Source organism: Nocardiopsis sp. NPDC055824 (assembly GCF_053616335.1).
Genome location: NZ_JBSHDN010000149.1, coordinates 1 through 16,663, shown reverse-complemented (window position 1 = coordinate 16,663; position 16,663 = coordinate 1). Strand labels below are relative to the sequence as shown.

Genomic DNA, 16,663 nt, shown 5'->3' with positions numbered 1-16,663 from the left:
GGCTCCGGGGTGACGCGCGCGCTCAGGTTCACGCGCCACGGCGACGCGGCGTCGGCGCGGAGCAGGCGCTGAGCGGCGCTCAGGTGGTCCAGGAGCCAGTCGGGGAGGTGGTCGGCGCTGCGGGGGAAGTACCGCATGTCCTGGTGGTAGCTGCGGGGGTCGGGTTCCACGTCGAACTCCGGCGGGTTCTGGTGGTCGAAGTGGACCCCGATCTCCCGGGACTCCTGGATCGTGATGCGGGCGGTGAACCACGTCCCCTTGCCCGGCTGGTACATGCCCGTCCTCAGGCGGCCGAGCAGGCGGCCGGCCTCCGGCAGGAGGAGGTCCCACTCCGTCCCGCCGTCCGGTGTGCGCACGCTGACCCTGGCCGCGGAGACCCCGACGAGCCCCTTGTAGTCGACGACGATCTCGCTCCACTCGCCCCACACGGACTCGATCGTGCGGTCGACGATCTCCTGGACGGTGTCCATCATCTCCTCGGGCGACATGTCGCCGGGAGCGATCCTGGTCTCCCGCGTGACGCGCGCGCTCCGGAACACGCTCCAGGGCGACGAGGCCTCCGACGTGTCGGGCACCCGTTCCCCCTCGAGTCTCTCCATGAGCCAGTCGGGGAGGTGCTCGTCGTCGCGGGGGAAGTACTCCAGGTCGAGCATGTAGTCGGCGGCGTCCCGGGGCTCGTCGAACCAGGGCTCGTTGTCGTAGTCGTACCGGACCCGGTACCGGCCGGTCCGGTCGTACTCGAAGTAGGCCGTGTACCAGGTGCCCTTCCCGTGCGTGTACATGCCGGAGCGGACCTCCCGCAGTACCTCCAGTGCGGACAGCGGCGGGAGCCACCCGGTGCTCCGGCCCCCGTCGAACATGACCTCGAAGTGGGCGGACTCGGCGTCGGCGAGTCCCGAGTACACGAGCCGGAACTTGGCCCAGTCCTCGGGGGCCGTCCGCAGCAGGTCCGCTCCCAGACCGCGGAGGGATTCGTCCTGTTCGACGGGCGTCATCGCTTTTCGGGCGCTCATGTTCTCGCCTTCTAGTTGCCCTGTATGTGGCACGTGGATTTCTTGGGTGGATTGCCGTGAGGGTTGGGAAAGTTCCCCGTATGCGGCTTCCGGACGGTGTACATCCTTCCGGGTGGAATCCGATTCTGGCCGAACACACGACAAAAACCCGCGCGCGAGCCCGGCGCGGCCCCCGCATCCCTCCCGGGCACACCCGTCGGCACGGCGGGACGGTCGGTCCGCGTTTCCTTTCTTACCAGGCCAAGCGCCGCGAAACGGGCCAACAGGCGGGTGTGGACGAACTCCCGTGCCGATGGCCAGGTGTGGTCACGCCTCCACCGCCCAGGGCGACATCAAAAGGACGAAAACCCCCTCCGGCGTCGCGTGAAACGCGGTTCCGTCCACAGGCGACTACCGATCATGGACAAGCCCGGATAAGCTGCGCCCGGCAGGGCAACTGTCCGGATGCGCTCGCACGCACGCCCTGCGCGACGCGCTCCCGGCCCCTCGAACACCCGCCCCCGCTCCCCGCCCACACGGGGAAGGCCCCCACCCACGGAAAACACATGGGACTGCGACGGACCCTCCTCCCCTCCTCCTCAGCCCGGAAGAGGCCCCGGCCCCTCCTGGGCCGCGACGACGAAGGGCAGGCCAACACCCTCCTGCTCTTCGGCCTCACCCTGGCCCTGCTGGCCCTGACCCTGCTGTTCGTCAGGGTCGGCGCCGCCAACGACACGCGCTCCCGGGTCCAGACGGCCGCCGACGCCGCCGCGCTGGCCGCCGTGGGCGCCCTGCAGGACGAGGCCGCCCAGGAGATGGTCGAGGGCGGCATCCCGTACCCGTGGTTCGACGAGGAGGTCGCCGAGGGACGCGCCGAGGAGTACGCGCGGGCCAACGGGGCGGTCCTGACCGACATCCGCGCCAGCGACAACAGCCTCGGGCGGTACGGCAACATCGTGCGGGTCGAGGTGCGCGGCGCCGTCTGCCAGAGGGAGCTGGAGGAGGACGGGTCCCGGCACTGGAACGACGTGGTGTGCGACGGGAGCGAGGACGAGACCGACACCGTGGTCGGCAACGCCTCGGCCATCGCGATCGTCCGGGTCCCCCACGACTGCGGCGTGGACGGCGGCGTCATGGACTGCGGCGGCGGGCCGGTCACCGACGTCGAGTCGGCCAAGCGCCTGGTCGCCGTGCACCTGGTGGACCAGGAGGGCCGGTACAGGTTCGACCCGGACTCGTACTTCGGGGGCGGCGCCGTGGTGAACTGCTCCTCGCTCGGCTCCCTCCACCCCGCGATGTGCGCGGTGCACAACCGCCTCCAGGAGGAGTTCGGCGGGTTCTACATCTCCGCGGGCGGACGGCGCACGGAGCCCGGGAGCGACCACCACACCGGCCAGGCGGTCGACTACATGATGGTGTCGGACCTGGGCGCGGTGCCGACCCCGCAGATGCACCAGACCGCTGTGACGGTGATCAACTGGATCATCCCGCGGGCCAGGGAGCTGCGCGTCAAGGGCATCATCTACGACCACCACATCTGGAACGCGGCCTTCGACCCGGTGGGGCCCTGGGAGAGCGTGCGCCGCTTCCACCAGGACACCGGGAACAACACGCAGGACCACGTCGACCACATCCACCTGGCCGCGGGTGAGGGGAACATGCAGTAGGGCCGCCGCCTCCGCCGGAGGCGGTCCGGCGCGGCCGTCCACAGGCGCGAACTCCCCCTTGTCCCCCCTCCGGCCGCGGTCCAGCCTGGAGGTATGACACTCCGTGGGGTCGCCCTCCCCGACCGCTCCCTCCTCCTCCGCACACTCGCCCCCGTCCTCGACACGGTGTCCGCCACGGCGGTCGCCGCCGACGTCACCGCCGCCTACGTGTGGGGCGTGGACCTGTACCCGCGCGGCGCCCGGCCCACCCGCACCCGGCTGCACGTGTCGGTACCGCCGGGGGTGAGCACCGCCGGGGCCCCGGTCGTCGCCCACAGGGAGGTCCTGCCGCCCGCCGACACCACCGTGGTGGAGGGCGTCCGGATCACCACCCCGGCGAGGACCGCCGCCGACGTCGCCGCACGCGCCCCCTCGGTCTTCGTGGCCACGGCCCGTCTCGACGGGTTCCTCTCACGGGGGCTGGTCACCGACGACGAGATGGCCCGCGCGGCCCGGGCGCAACCGCGGCTGCGCCGGCTCCGCTCCGCGCTGTCCTACTCCAGTGCCCTGAGCCAGTCCCCCGCCGAGTCGTGGGCACGGGTACTGCTCCTGGAGGCGGGGCTGCCGCCTCCCGTCCCCCGGTGTCCGATCGCCACCGCGGAGGGCCTGTTCCACGCCGACCTCGGCTGGCCCTCCCTGGGGGTGGCGCTGGAGTACGACAGCCTGGAGTTCCACTCCTCGCGAGAGACCCTGGCCCGCGACCGCGCCCGCTACGCCGCGATGCGCGCCGAGGGCTGGGAGGTGGTCTCCGTCGGCGTGTACGACCTCCGGCGGCGCCCCGACCGCCTGGTGCGGCGCCTCCTGCACACGCTCGTCCGACGGGGCTGGTCGTGTCCACCGCACCGTCTGCGCCGCGTCCGCCGGAAGATCCGCGCCTACGCGGCACGGCCTCCCCTGCTGACGGCTCCCCCGGAGCCCTGAGACCCGGGTGGCCCCTCCGAGCGCGGTGCCCGACGCCCGCGCCCTTCCCGCCGAGTCCCCGGGGGCCGCCCGCAGTACCCCCGCCACCGTCCCCGACAGGAGAGAGGAGGCCCGACGTGGACCGGGGCAACGCCGTGATCGAGTACACGGCCCTGCTGGTCGTGGTGGCCGCCGTGGTGGCGCTCGCGGTCCAGGCACCGGTTCGGGAACTGCCCGCGGAGGTCCGCGGCGCCGTGCACGCCGCCCTGGGCCGGGTCCCGGAGGCTCCGCCCGGGGAGGCGGCCCCTCCCGGCGGTCGCTCCGGCGGAGAGCCCGGTGCGAACGGGACCGGCCGCCACGGGCTCCCCGGGAGCGGCGGAACGATCGGGCCGGACCATAACGACGAGGCCACAATCGGCCACGAACGCCTACCGGACGGTGACTGGACGCTGGATCCTGTGGCCGCGGCCGAAGCCGTCCTGCGCTGCTCGCGGGGCACGCTCGTTCCCGACCCCGTGGCTCGCGTCGACTGTGCGCTGGCGCTCCTGGGACTGCTGGAATCGGAGGTACTCGAAGCGACCGTTCTTCGTTTGGAAGCCGATGAGCTGCACGAACTCTTCTCCAGCCGTTCCTTCGCCGCGACCGGCGCGGCCCGGGTAGCGGTCCGGGCACTGTGGGAGCACGCGTCGGAGGAGGCCCTGCGAAGGCTGTCGCGGACCCGCACCTTCGGCTTCCTGGAGCCGGCTCTGGAGACGCCGCACCTGGACTGGGTGCTCCGGTTCGCCGATGCGGGGAGCGATTACGTGCATGCGACCATCGAACAGAACACTGCGTCACCGCGTCGTACCCCCCGCAGACGCAACCCGACAACGCCAGCTGACGAAGATGCGCCGCCGTCCCCCTCCGTGCCCTGGCGGGCGCGTTCCGATTCGCAGAAACGAGGCCCAGGCCGTGTCGATGCCGTCGATACCGCGCACCTCCGACTCCGAGGACCCGCCTCCGGAGGGGGGAGAGCGCCCCAACTGGCTGGTGTCCGTGCTCGTGGTCGTGGTCTGCCTCGCCGTGATCGCCAGCGGTTGGGGGGTGGCCCGGCTCACGCTGGGCTCCCCCCTGCGGCCCCTGGAGGTCGCGGACGGTCCCGAGTCGCGGCCGCCCCGGACGGGCGCCCCCTCCTCGGAGGCCGACCCGGAGGACGCCGAGTCCTACGTGGCGGTGGCCGCGGGCCTGGTGGAGGACTCGGCCGCCTTCCACATCACCTTCACCGTCGACGACGGGAGCGCCGGGCCGGAGGGCTCGCAGGCCTCTGAGGGCCGGGAGCGCCCGGACGGCCCAGAAGGCGGTGAGGGGTCCGAGGCGCCCGACCAGGAGCGGCGGGCGCCCCGGGTCCTGCCCGCCTCGGGGGGTTCCGCCGACGACGCCCGGCGTGCCGCCGGACAGCCGGCCGCCGGGGCGGTCCCGGCGGCGCCCGCGTACCCGAACGTGGCCTCCGGCCGCGGGCGCGTCATGTACGACGCCACGGCCGAGCCGGAGTTCGACCACTTCTTCACCACGACGGAGGGACAGAGCGTCTACCGCTACGACGTGGGCGACGGGCAGCTCATGATGACGGCGGACCGGGGGCTCAAGCTCCTGGATCCGCCGAGCGAGGCGGACGGCTACCTGTGTTCGCGGGGGTTCGGCTCGGCCAAGCTGCACGAGATCCTCGAAACCTCCTCCGACCTGGCCCTGGTCGGCCTGGAGGAGGTGGACCTGCGGTGGCCCGGCCAGCGGAGCACCCACAGCGCCTACCTCTACACGGGGACCTTCTCCGCCAAGGTGGGCGGCTACGACAAGGACAGCGGGGTCAACACCCTCACCCTCGTGTCGAACGCCGAGTTCGAGCTGTGGATCGACGAGCAGGGATATCCGCGCAGACTCGACTACCGGGCCGCCGGCGGTTTCGCGGAGAGCTACGAGTACCACTCGTTCAGCTGAGCCCCCGGAAGCGGGCGCGCATCGGGCCCCGGCACTGCCCCGCCCCGGGGCCCGGCGCCGACCGCCCGCGGCTACGGGGTGTCGGCGCCCGCTCCCGCCGCCACCACGTCGGGGACCGTCGCGGTGTCGTCGAGCTCGTAGGTGTAGGGCGGGTCGGGGACGGCGCCGCGCAGGTCGGGCTGGGCCGAGTCGACCAGCAGGTTGTCGCGGGTGACGACGTTGCCCGGCTCCTCGTCCTCGGGCGCCACCGAGACCGGGGTTCCGTCGAAGTAGTTGCCCTCCACCAGCACGTTGGCGTCGTGGGTGGACCGTACCCCGTACTCGGGGTTGGCCCGGTAGTAGTTGTTGAACACGTGCACGTGCTCGGCGGACCGGGCACTCGGGTGCCGGCCGGAGGTCCCGTCGAAGTAGTTGTGGTGCACGGTCACGCGGAGGGCGCCGGGCTCGTCGTCCTCGCCGCCGATGCCGATGGCCGACTCCGCGTCCCGGAAGTGGTTCCAGGACAGGGTGACGTTGTCGGCGCCTCCGGTGACGGTGACCAGGGCGGCGCCGCCGTCGCCCCCGGTGAGGGTGGAGCCGTCCACCCACACGTGGTGCGCCCCTCCGCGGACCGCCACCGCCGTCCCGTCCGACTCCAGCGCCAGATTGGCGAGGACGACGTTGCTGGAGCCGTCGACGACCAGTCTCCCGCCGGTGAGCTCGGCGCCGTCCCCCACACCCACGAGCGTCTTGTCGGAGCCGACCTCGACGGCCCCGTTCAGGTCGATGCGTCCGCTGACCTCGATGGTGAGCGGTTCCTCGTCGGAGAGGTGGTCGGAGAGCTCGTCCGCGTCGGACGCGGTGACGGTCTCACCCCCCGCTCCGCCGGTGACGCCGGGGTGGTCCTCGCCGTCGCGTTCCAGGGGCTCGCCGGCCCAGCCCACCGGGGTGCCGAACGGGTCCTCCTCCCCGGGTTCCTCCGAGGGCGGGGGGCTCGACTCGTCGGCCTCCTCCGTCTGCGGCTCGACGGCCGCGCCGACGGGGGGCTCGACGGCGTCCCGGGGTTCCTCCTCCTCGCGTGTACAGGAGACGAGGGCCGCGCAGAGCAGCACCGCCGCGGCCGCGGCGGGGATGGGGTGAGGTCTCATCGAGAGCTTTCCAGCGAGCGGGGTAACGGGGGGCGGGGGGTTGCACCCCCGACCCTGCCACAGCGGGGTTCGCAGACCCAACCCAGGGCCCGGTTCCCCCTGCGCGCGGGGCTCGTTCCGAGGGCCGGTGGCGGATCGGGGACCGCGGGCGGCTTGGCACGGCGAAGGGCGCCGGCCCCCTGTCGGGGACCGGCGCCCCGGTGTCCTTCGGCGCTCGGAGCAGCGGCTGCTCGGACCGCCGTGGGCGGTGCCGTCGCGGAGGCTACTCGGCGAGCCAGCCGATGTCCTCGTAGACGTAGCTGCCGGCGACGCCGTAGGCGCCCCAGTTGCGCAGGTTCTCGTCCATCGCGTACTGGCCGGGACGCTCGAACAGCGGGATGGTGAGGACCTCCTCCCAGATGGCGGCGTCGATCTGGTTGGCGATCTCGGCGTAGCGGTCCGGGTCGGTCTCCCCGGCCAGCTCGGAGAACAGGTCGTTGATCTCCTGGGTGGAGTGGAAGCTGGTGTTGTTGCCCCAGTCCTCCCCCGCCTCGTCGTACGGGCCGCTGTAGTTGCCCTCGGAGTCGGTGGGGTAGGGGTTGGAGCCGGTCAGGACGAAGCTGGCCATCTCGTAGTTGCCGGGGATGACGTAGTCCGAGAACAGGGCGTTGCCGGGCACGTTCTGGACGTCCACCTCGACGCCGACCTCGGCGAGCATCTCGCGGGCGATGTCGCCCTCGTCCTTGGCCAGCTGCATGTCCTCGGAGGCCACCCAGCCGAGGGTCAGGGTGTCGCCCGCCTCGTTGGTGCGGAACTCCGCGCCCTCCTCCAGGGTCCAGCCTGCCTCGTCGAGCAGCGCCGCCGCGGCCTCGGGGTCGTAGGTGCCGACCGGGTCGCTGTTGTCCTGGTAGCCGTTCTGGCTGGAGCGGAGCAGGCGGTTGACCTCGCCGGTGATGGGCCAGTCCACGGCGCCCAGGGCCACCTCGGCCATGGTGTCGCGGTTGACGGCCATGGAGATGGCCTGGCGGACGTTCTTGTCCTGGAGCATCTCGCTGCCGGCGTTCAGCGAGATGAACCGGTGGGCGTTGTCGACGGCGCGGGTGAAGTAGGTGCCCTCGCGGTCCTTCAGGAGCTCCCACGCCGCGGCGTCGTAGCCGAGGTAGAAGGCGTCGATCTCACCGTTGTTGAACGCGGTCGCCTGGCCGTCGATCGCCACGTGGGTGAAGACGATCTCGTCCAGCATGGCGGGCTCGCCCCACCAGTCCTCGTTCTTCGTCACCGTGATGCGCTGGGTGACGTCGTCGAACTCGGGGTTCGCGAACGGGCCGGCCGTGACGGGGATCTCGCCGTCGTAGCCCTCCAGGAAGAGCTCCTCGTCCTCCATGTACTCCTTGGGGTACACGATGTCGAAGAGGGCGGGCCAGTCGGCGTAGGGCTGGGAGAACTCCAGGGTGAACGAGAACTCGTCCTCGCCCTGGACGACGTCCTCGACCCACTTGTAGCCGGTGTCGGAGCCGACCTCGAACTCGCCGTCGCGCTCACCCTTGCGGGTGATGACCTGGGCCTCGTAGTCCTCCCAGGTGATGGGCTCGCCGTTGGACCAGACCGCGTCGGGGTTGAGGGTGTAGGAGACCTCCAGGCCGTCGTCGCTGACCCCGTAATCGAGGACGTAGGCCTCGTTGGGGGCGAAGCCGCCCTCGTCGTCGAACCGGGTCGGGGTCGGCATGAGGGCGCCCAGGACACGGCGCACCTCGGCCTTGTTGCCCTGGACGTGCACCATGTTGTGCTGTTCTTCGTACTCGCTGAGGGCCCACACGAAGGTGCCGCCCTCCTGCAGGTCCTCGCGCGGAGCGGCGTTGAGGTCGGACGCGGGCAGCGCGGCGACCTCCTCCTGCGCGGCGTCCGGGTCGTTTCCGTCATCGCTGCCGCAGGCGCTGGCGACCATCACCAGGGCGGCGACGGGGGCGAGATAGCGCGCCTTCCCGATTCGCATGGGGATTCCTCCTATGGGGGTGGTTCTGCCGGCGCGCGGGGCGGCGCCGGCCGTGCCTCGAAGGGCCGGGGGGGTCAGACGACCTGGCGCCGTTCCGCGTAGTGGCAGGCGGCGCCCTGGTCTCCTCCGTTGGTGGCGAGGATCTGCGGTTCGACGTTCACGCACGTGTCCTTCTCCGTGTCGGAGAGGGTGATGAACTTCTGGCACCTGGTCCGGAACCTGCAACCCGAGGGCGGGTTGGCGGGGCTGGGCAGGTCTCCGTCGAGGACGATGTGGGTACGGGCCCGCTCCTTCTCCGGGTCGGGGATCGGGATGGCGGACAGCAGCGCCTGGGTGTAGGGGTGCGCGGGCCTGGAGTAGACGGACCGGGTGTCGCCGATCTCCACGATCCGGCCGAGGTACATGACGGCCACGCGGTCGGCGATGTGCCGTACCACGGACAGGTCGTGCGCCACGAACAGGTAGGAGAGTCCCAGCCTGGCCTGGAGCTCCTCCAGGAGGTTGACGACGCCGGCCTGGATGGACACGTCGAGCGCGGACACGGGCTCGTCGAGGACCAGCAGCTTGGGCTCCAGCGCCAGGGCACGGGCGATGCCGATGCGCTGGCGCTGGCCGCCGGAGAACTCCGAGGGGAAGCGGGTGGCGTGCTCGGGGTCGAGGCCGACGAGCTGGATGAGCTCGTAGACGCGCCGGGTGACCTCGGCCGTGCCGGTCCGGTGGGCCCGCAGGGGCTCGGCGATGATGTCGAACACCGGCATGCGGGGGTCCAGGGAGCTCATGGGGTCCTGGAAGACGATCTGCATGTCGCGCCGCAGCGCGAACCGCCCGCTCTTGCCGAGCGTGGTCACGTCCTTGCCCATGACGGAGACGGAGCCGCTCTGGGGTTTCTCCAGGTCCATGATCTGCATGAGGGTGGTGGACTTGCCGCAGCCGGACTCGCCGACGAGCGCGAGGGTCTCGCCCTCGCGGATGTCGAAGTCGATGCCGTCCACCGCGTAGACCGTGCCGACGCGCCGCTTGAACACCATGCCCTTGTTGAGCGCGTGGTGCTTGACCAGGCCCTCGACCCGCAGCATCTCGGGCCGGTCCTCGCGGGGGACGTCGGCGGCCGGGACGTCGGGGATCTCCGGGACGGGGTAGATGTCCTGGGCGGTCCAGCCCCGGTCGGCGATCTCGCCGGAGCGGATGCACGCCACCCTCTGCACGCCGGTGTCGTGGACCCCGGTGCTCCCGGGCGCGGTCCCGCCGTCGGCGTGGGCGAGCCGGATGGCCTCCGCGCTCGGCTGGGAGCCGATGGCGAGCAGTTCGGGCTCGGCGGCCTCGCACTCGGGCTGGGCGATGGGGCAGCGCGGCGCGAAGGGGCAGCCGGGCGGCAGGTGGGACAGTGACGGCGGGGTGCCCTTGATGGGGACGAGGGCGCCCTGGCGGTCCAGGTCCATGCGGGGGACGGCGCCGAGCAGGCCCATGGTGTAGGGCATGCGGCTGCTGTAGTAGATCTCGTCGACGGTGCCGATCTCGACGGGGCGGCCCGCGTACATGACCAGGACGCGGTCGACGAAGCCCGCGACCACCCCCAGGTCGTGGGTGATCATGACGATGGCCGCGCCGGTCTCGTTCTGCGCGGTGCGGAGCAGGTCGAGGATCTGGGCCTGGATGGTGACGTCGAGCGCGGTGGTGGGCTCGTCGCAGATGATGACGTCGGGGTTGTTGGCCATGGCCATGGCGATCATGACCCGCTGGCGCATGCCGCCGGAGAACTCGTGCGGGAAGGACCGGTAGCGCTGGGCCGCGTTGGGGATGCCGACGAGGTCGAGGAGTTCGACGGCCCGATCGTGCGCCTTGGCCTTGGGGGTCTTCGGGTCGTGGACCAGGACGGCCTCGGCCAGCTGGTCGCCGACGGTGTAGACGGGGGTGAGGCCGGAGAGCGGGTCCTGGAAGACCATGGAGATGACCTTGCCGCGTTTGGCGGCCATCGCCCGGTCGTCCAGTCCGAGGATCTCCTCCCCGTGCAGCAGGACCGAGCCGGTGATCCTCGCGTGCTCGGGCAGCAGGCCCATGGCGGCCATCGAGGAGACGGACTTGCCGGAGCCGGACTCGCCGACGATGCCCAGGACCTCGCCTCGTCCGACGGCGTAGCTGACGCCGCGGACGGCGTGCACGTCGGGGTTGCCGTCGAACCCCGGGAAGGTGACGGTGAGGTCGGTGACCTCCAGGACCGGGCTGTCCGCGGTCCGCCCGTCTCGGGCGACGTCGGTGGCGGCGACCGTTTCGGTGCTCATGTGTTGCTGTCCCCCTAGGAGCGGCGCGACTTGGACTGCGGGTCGAGGGCGTCGCGCAGCCCGTCCCCGATCATGTTCACCGCGAGCACGAGGACCACCAGCAGGAGCGTGGGGAACATGAACATCCACCACGCCGTGGTCGCGAACCGGGAGCCGTCGGCGATGACCACGCCTAGGCTGATGTCCGGTGCCTGCACGCCCAGGCCGAAGTAGCTCAGTGCGGTCTCGCCGATGATCGCCGTGCTCACGGCGATCGTGGCGTCCGCGATGAGCAGGGACGACATGTTGGGCAGGATGTGCCGCAGGATGATCTTGTGCGGGGGGACGCCCATGTACCGGGCGGCGTGGATGTACTCGCGTTCGCGCAGGGAGATGGTCAGTCCGCGGACCATCTTGGAGGTGACCATCCAGCTGAACGCGGCCAGCAGGATGACGAGGACCAGCCAGCCGCCGTTGCCGACGAAGTGCTTGGACAGGATCGCCAGGACGACGAAGCTGGGCAGGACCAGGGCCAGGTCGGCGATCCACATGAGGCCGCGGTCGGTGAGGCCCCCGAAGTACCCGGCGAAGGAGCCGACCAGGGCGGCGACCGCCGTCGAGAGCAGGGCGACGAGGAGTCCGATGAGCAGCGACCTCTGCAGGCCCGCGGTGCTCTGGGTGAGGACGTCCTGGCCGGTGCGGTTGGTGCCCATCCAGTGCTCGGGCGAGGGCGGGTCGATGAGGGAGGTGTAGTCGCGCTCCCCCACGTCCCATCCGGTCAGGAGGGGACCGATGAAGGCGACGGCCAGCAGCAGGACGAGCATGCCGAGCCCGATGATGACGCGCCGTGTCCCCAGGAGCTGGCGCCCGATGTCCCTCAGGCGGTTGGGCGCCGGGGGCACGGCCGGTGCCGGTGCGGGCTCCGTGCTCGTTTCGGTCGTACTCATGGCGTGGTCTCCAGCCGGGCTGCCGCGGTGGTGTGCGGGGCGGTCGAGGGGCGGGACGCGCGGGCGTCGCCGTGGGTGGTGCGGGGGCCGGTCACGATCACACCCGCACCCTCGGGTCGAGCCAGGCGTAGAGGATGTCCGAGAGGAACGAGGCGGCCATGACCGTCACCGCCATGAAGAAGGAGACCGCCGCGACCACGTGGACGTCGTGCTGGGAGATCGAGTCGATCAGCCAGGCGCCCATGCCGTGCCAGCCGTAGATCTTCTCGGTGAAGGTCGCGCCGGACACCATGATCCCGAAGGTGAAGGTGAAGTAGGTGATCGTGGGGATCAGCGCGGTGCGCAGGGCGTGCTTGAACAGCGCTCTCCTGCGGGTGAGCCCCTTGGCCATGGCCGTGCGCACGAAGTCGGCGTTGAGCACGTCGAGCATCATGTTGCGCTGGTAGCGCGCGAAGGCCGCGAACAGGGAGAGGGCGAGCACGATCGTGGGCAGCAGCGCGTGGTGTATCCGGTTGAGCAGGAGTTGCCACCACTCCCCCCGGAAGCCCGCCGAGTACTCGCCGGAGAAGATCAGCAGCTGGAAGCCGACGAGGTCGTTGATGGCGGTCGCGCCCACCTGGACGCTGATCGCGATGACCACCGTGGGCACGGAGAGCACGAAGAAGGCGACTGCCGTGGAGGCCTTGTCGAAGCGCCTGTACTGGCGTACGGCGGAGTAGGCGCCGACGGCGATGCCGACGGCGGCGCCGAGGACGGTGGCGAACGTGATCAGGCGCAGCGTGACGCCGGCCTTCATCCAGATCTGGGGGGTGACGTCACGCCCCTGGATGCTCTGCCCGAAGTCTCCCTGGACCACACCGCCCAACCAGACCGCGTAGCGCTCGGCCAGGGGCGTCTCGTCGTTGAGGTTGAGGGTGTCGAGCTGGGCGTTGATGACCTCGGCCGTGGGCGGGGGCTGCATCTGCTCGAAATAACCGCGCGGATAGAGGTTGGTTGCGGCGAGCAGGTAGGCGAAACTCGTCGCGAGAAAGATCAGCACGACGTAGTTCAGCAGCCGCCTGGCCAGGAACTTGCCCAAAACTATCTCCGAACCTCACAGCCGAGCCCGACGCTTGTCCCTTGTGCGCGGTCGTGACTGAGAGCACCGAGGGTCACGGATCGGAGGGGCGCGGCGGGTGCCGCCGTTGAGCCTTCACGTTCCTGCGACCACCAGTGGGGGTTACTCCCGGTGACTACCAAAACACAATTGCATCCGGTTCACGATCAGTGACCGGAATGTCAAGAGTCTGCGGGAGCACTAGACACTCGACGGTAACCACTCCATCAAGAAAAGACAACGGTGCCCATTCGACCATCCGGATGCATCCGTTTTGTCAATCTTTACACACACAGCTTCCCGCTGACTCCCCACAGTTACCAATACACCAGTTGAGCTGCGGAAATAAACTCCAGAGCACCCCGAACGAAACAACATTCAAGCCCTCGAACTGGACATAACGCCACAAACGCGCCATCAAACATCAATAGTTAGTAACACACACGAAACCCTGACTCCTCCTACCTGCGAACGCGCACCGAACGCCCGTGCCCGCCGTGTCCCGCGCTCAGGGCACAGCGGACGCGCGAAGGCGAGGACACTCACCCTGGGTAGCGAAAGTCAGTGACGGCTGACGAGGGCGGGCACGCTCTCCCTTACGGCGGCCGCCCCGGCCCCCTCGGCGACGGGCGCCCACGGCGCGGCCCCGGCCACCACCGCCACCGGCCGCGGCACCAGGGGAGCCGCGGAGAGCGCCCCCGCCATCCCCCACCAGGCGCCCAGCGAGCGGGCGGCATCGCCCGCGGCTCCCAGGACCGTCCAGGTCACCGGTCCCGCGAGGGTCACGCCCCTCCCCCTCCGCCATGCCGCCAGGTGCGGCAGGACCAGGGCCGCCCCCGACACCGCCGCGATCCGGGCGACCCGGCGCGACCGGGCGGACCGCCCCGCGGCGTCCCCGCGCCACCGTGCCGGCGACCACGGCAGCGGCGGCCACCGGCCACCATCCGGCCCGCGCCGCGCGCGCACCCGCCCCGGCGGTGCGCACCAGGTCGAGCCCCGTCAGCCTCACCGCCTCCGCCAGCGGGGCGCGTGCCCGACCGCAGACCGCGGCCGCGACCGCCGCGCCGCCCAGGGCCCCGGCCGCCAGCGCGGCCCCGGGGCGGCCGGACGCCGCCAGGGCCAGGGCTGCCGCCCCGGCCCAGGAGACCTCGGGCCCGGCGGCCCGTCCTCCGTGGCGGCGCGCCAGGGGCCCCGCGATCGCACCGGAGGTGAAACACGCGCGCAGGTAGTCCCCCATGTCCGTGGTCGGCGGCATCCGCACACGGGACCTCGGCTCGTAGCGCACCGACCACCCGCCTCCGGCGAGGCGCCACAAGAGGTCGAGTTCGGCGGCCGGCCCCAGCCCGGGGTCCAGGTCGGCGACGGAGCGGCGCACGACCAGCACCGGGACGGGACGCAGCGGATCGTCGGAGCCCTGGTCACCGAAGGCCCCCGGGCGCGCCTGGTCGGGGGTCCCGTGCCCCCAGGGGAGGACGGCGCCGGGGTCGGCGCCGCGGTCGGGCCCGGCCCCGTGGGCGGCGACGGCCGCCACCGCCCTGCTCAGGGGGGCGGGGGTCCGGGGCCGGTCGGTGAGCGCGCGGGGCACCACGGCCGCCACCCCGGGGTCGGAGAAATGCCCCAGGGCGGTGTCCAGCCATCCGGCGGTGGGACGCGCTCCCGACTCGACCAGGGCGACGAACTCCGCGGAGCAGGCTCCCAGCGCCACCGCCCGTGCCTGCGCACCCCCGGGCGGACCGGGCACGACCCGGGCTCCGTGCCTGCGCGCGATCCACGCGCAGGCCCCGGTGGCTCCGACGACGACCGGCCGCAGTTCCGGGTGGGACGCGGCGAGGAGGCCGAGCGTGGTCTCCAGCGCGGCGGGTCCCGCCTGGCCGACGACGGCCACCTCGGCGGTGCGCCCCGGCGGGAGGGGCAGCGGACTGGGGTGGGCGAGCCCGGCCCTGATCAGGTCGCGGGCGAGCAGTCCCTCGTCCGCTCCGGCGGGGACCGCGCCGCTCAGCCAGCGGATCAGCGCGCTGACCTGGGGCGGGGCGAGGCGGACGGCCCGTGGCGGGCAGCCGCCCAGGAGGAGGTGCCCCTCGTCGGCGAGGCGGACGGAGCGGTCGATCTCGACACCGAGGCCGGGGGGAAGCGGGGAGCGGGAGGCCATGCCCCATACCTTGTCGGGTCGGACGCGGCGGACGCAAGACCGCGGGAAGCACCGGAATCAGGGAGAGCTTGACGTAATCGTTACTTGGGCTCTCGAGTCCCACGAGTCACGAATCCCCGCCGATATGCGCGCCCGCTCACCCGCCCCGTCGGGCCGAACGCCCTCTTCGGGCAGCTCAGCGGGGGTTATCCTGACCAAGCCAGGTCGGCTGGGTTTCCGGGGAGGCACAGAGCGTATGCTGATCGCGAATACGCCCTTCAGTGTCGTAGGGCACATCCGCTACCAGACATGAGCATGCAGCACGGCCCGCCCCAGGCCCCACCACCGTCCCCGGGGAAGCCAAGCGGCTTCTCACCCAACGCCTGTCGCCGCCCTTGCGCAGCAGTCGTGGCACAGTCCCGCTTCCCTCCCTGCTCCAGGGGGCTCCGCCCTGTGCGTCCGCTCCGCGCCGTGACCCGTCCCCACGGGCACGGACGCCTCGAGGACCCGGCGCTGCGTTGCCCTGCCCGCCGCGAACACACGTCATCGGGGAGCGAACCCAATGTGTGAGACCGCAGCATCCCAGAGCTCTCTCGGACCCCTCGTCGCGCGCCACGCGCACGGCCCCGCCCACAGGACCCGTCCCCCGTCGCCGGACGCACTCCCGGCCCCGGTCCCTCCGCCCAGTCCCTTACACAGTCCGGCGAATCACATGGAAGACGAGATACCCCACAGCACCGGCACCGCCCGCAGGCCCGCGCGGCGACGGTTCCCGGGGCTGCCGAGCCAGATCGCCTACGCGAGGCGGTTCGTCGCCCGGCAGCTGGCCGCCTCACCCGAACTCACCACGGCGACGCTGCTGACCAGCGAGCTCGCCACGAACGCCATCACGCACAGCGCCTCGGGCCGGGCGACCGGCAAGTTCGAGGTCAGCGTCCACCTCGCCCCCGGGTGGGCGCGCGTGGAGGTGCGGGACCTGGGGAACAGGGTGGAGGCGCCGCAACCCCAGCACCGGGACCCCTACGACACGGCCGAGCACGGCCGTGGCCTGGACCTGGTCGAGGCGCTGTCCAGCAAGTGGGGAACCGAGCCCCGCGCCGACGGGATGGGGCGCAGGGTCTGGTTCGAGCTGGTGTGGGACTGCGACACCGACCCCGTGGACGCGGCGGAGTAGGGGTTCGAGCGGGCGGCCGCTCCGTCACGCCGCCCCGGCCGCCAGCGAGCGCGGGCCCGCCGTCACCCCTCGGTGCCGGCCCCCTGCTGCTCCTGCGCACCACCGCCCTCGGTGGGCGCGGGGAGCCGGTATCGCTCGTAGAGTTCGCGCGCGTAGTCCTTCGCCTCCTGCGACGGCTCCTCGCCCAGCTCGTCGCGGACCAGGTCGTCGAGGCTCTTGTTCGTTTCTGCCATGTGTCGCAGCCTGCCTGTAGTGCGCGGATTGCACAAATCGCCGCTCCGGTGACGGAGAGGGACGACCGATAAGTCCTACATAGTAGGCATTTCGGTGGCATCGCCCGGTTTCCCCTGGACAGACATCGCACGACGGGGCCCGCCGGCGTTCCGGCG

The 16,663-nt window shown here is 71.7% G+C and carries 11 protein-coding genes and 1 pseudogene; 4 read left to right on the top strand and 8 right to left on the bottom strand.

Going from position 1 to position 16,663, the window contains the following annotated elements:
- Positions 1-1,013, bottom strand: a pseudogene (locus ACWGL3_RS23825) (hypothetical protein); the annotation flags it as partial.
- Positions 1,014-1,558: 545 nt separating this feature from the next.
- Between ACWGL3_RS23825 and ACWGL3_RS23820 the strand changes: the two are divergent.
- From ACWGL3_RS23820 to ACWGL3_RS23810, 3 genes are all read left to right on the top strand, one after another.
- Positions 1,559-2,659 carry a pilus assembly protein TadG-related protein gene (locus tag ACWGL3_RS23820; RefSeq protein WP_267946149.1) on the top strand — a complete coding sequence of 367 codons (1,101 nt, stop codon included), beginning with the start codon at positions 1,559-1,561 and terminating at the stop codon, positions 2,657-2,659.
- Positions 2,660-2,752: 93 nt separating this feature from the next.
- Positions 2,753-3,619 (top strand): hypothetical protein, encoded by an 867-nt coding sequence (locus ACWGL3_RS23815; RefSeq protein WP_452461807.1) that lies wholly within the window; start codon positions 2,753-2,755, stop codon positions 3,617-3,619.
- 936 nt (positions 3,620-4,555) lie between these two features.
- Positions 4,556-5,572, top strand: coding sequence for a hypothetical protein (locus tag ACWGL3_RS23810; RefSeq protein ID WP_267946151.1), 1,017 nt, complete (start codon positions 4,556-4,558; stop codon positions 5,570-5,572).
- Positions 5,573-5,643: 71 nt separating this feature from the next.
- Here ACWGL3_RS23810 and ACWGL3_RS23805 read toward each other — a convergent pair whose 3' ends face one another.
- The 6 genes from ACWGL3_RS23805 to ACWGL3_RS23780 form a co-directional block, all read right to left on the bottom strand.
- Positions 5,644-6,699: a pectate lyase family protein gene (locus ACWGL3_RS23805; protein ID WP_452461806.1), complete on the bottom strand. Its 1,056-nt coding sequence runs from the start codon at positions 6,697-6,699 to the stop codon at positions 5,644-5,646.
- 262 nt (positions 6,700-6,961) lie between these two features.
- On the bottom strand, positions 6,962-8,671 hold the full coding sequence (locus tag ACWGL3_RS23800; protein WP_452461805.1) for an ABC transporter family substrate-binding protein: 1,710 nt from the start codon (positions 8,669-8,671) through the stop codon (positions 6,962-6,964).
- 74 nt (positions 8,672-8,745) lie between these two features.
- The gene (locus tag ACWGL3_RS23795) at positions 8,746-10,950 is read right to left on the bottom strand and encodes a dipeptide ABC transporter ATP-binding protein (protein ID WP_267946154.1); all 2,205 of its coding nucleotides are present in this window, start codon (positions 10,948-10,950) and stop codon (positions 8,746-8,748) included.
- A gap of 14 nt (positions 10,951-10,964) precedes the next feature.
- Positions 10,965-11,876, bottom strand: a complete 912-nt coding sequence (locus ACWGL3_RS23790) for an ABC transporter permease (RefSeq protein ID WP_267946155.1) — start codon at positions 11,874-11,876, stop codon at positions 10,965-10,967.
- 97 nt (positions 11,877-11,973) lie between these two features.
- Positions 11,974-12,954 (bottom strand): ABC transporter permease, encoded by a 981-nt coding sequence (locus ACWGL3_RS23785; RefSeq protein WP_267946156.1) that lies wholly within the window; start codon positions 12,952-12,954, stop codon positions 11,974-11,976.
- A gap of 526 nt (positions 12,955-13,480) precedes the next feature.
- A complete protein-coding gene (locus ACWGL3_RS23780) occupies positions 13,481-15,121 on the bottom strand; it encodes a family 2 glycosyl transferase (protein ID WP_452461804.1) in 1,641 nt (546 codons plus the stop codon).
- 691 nt (positions 15,122-15,812) lie between these two features.
- Between ACWGL3_RS23780 and ACWGL3_RS23775 the strand changes: the two genes are divergently transcribed.
- Positions 15,813-16,274 carry an ATP-binding protein gene (locus tag ACWGL3_RS23775; protein ID WP_267946158.1) on the top strand — a complete coding sequence of 154 codons (462 nt, stop codon included), beginning with the start codon at positions 15,813-15,815 and terminating at the stop codon, positions 16,272-16,274.
- A 62-nt stretch (positions 16,275-16,336) separates the two neighbouring features.
- Here the strand turns inward: ACWGL3_RS23775 and ACWGL3_RS23770 are convergent, their stop codons facing one another.
- Positions 16,337-16,507 (bottom strand): hypothetical protein, encoded by a 171-nt coding sequence (locus tag ACWGL3_RS23770; RefSeq protein WP_267946159.1) that lies wholly within the window; start codon positions 16,505-16,507, stop codon positions 16,337-16,339.
- Positions 16,508-16,663: the final 156 nt, after the last annotated feature.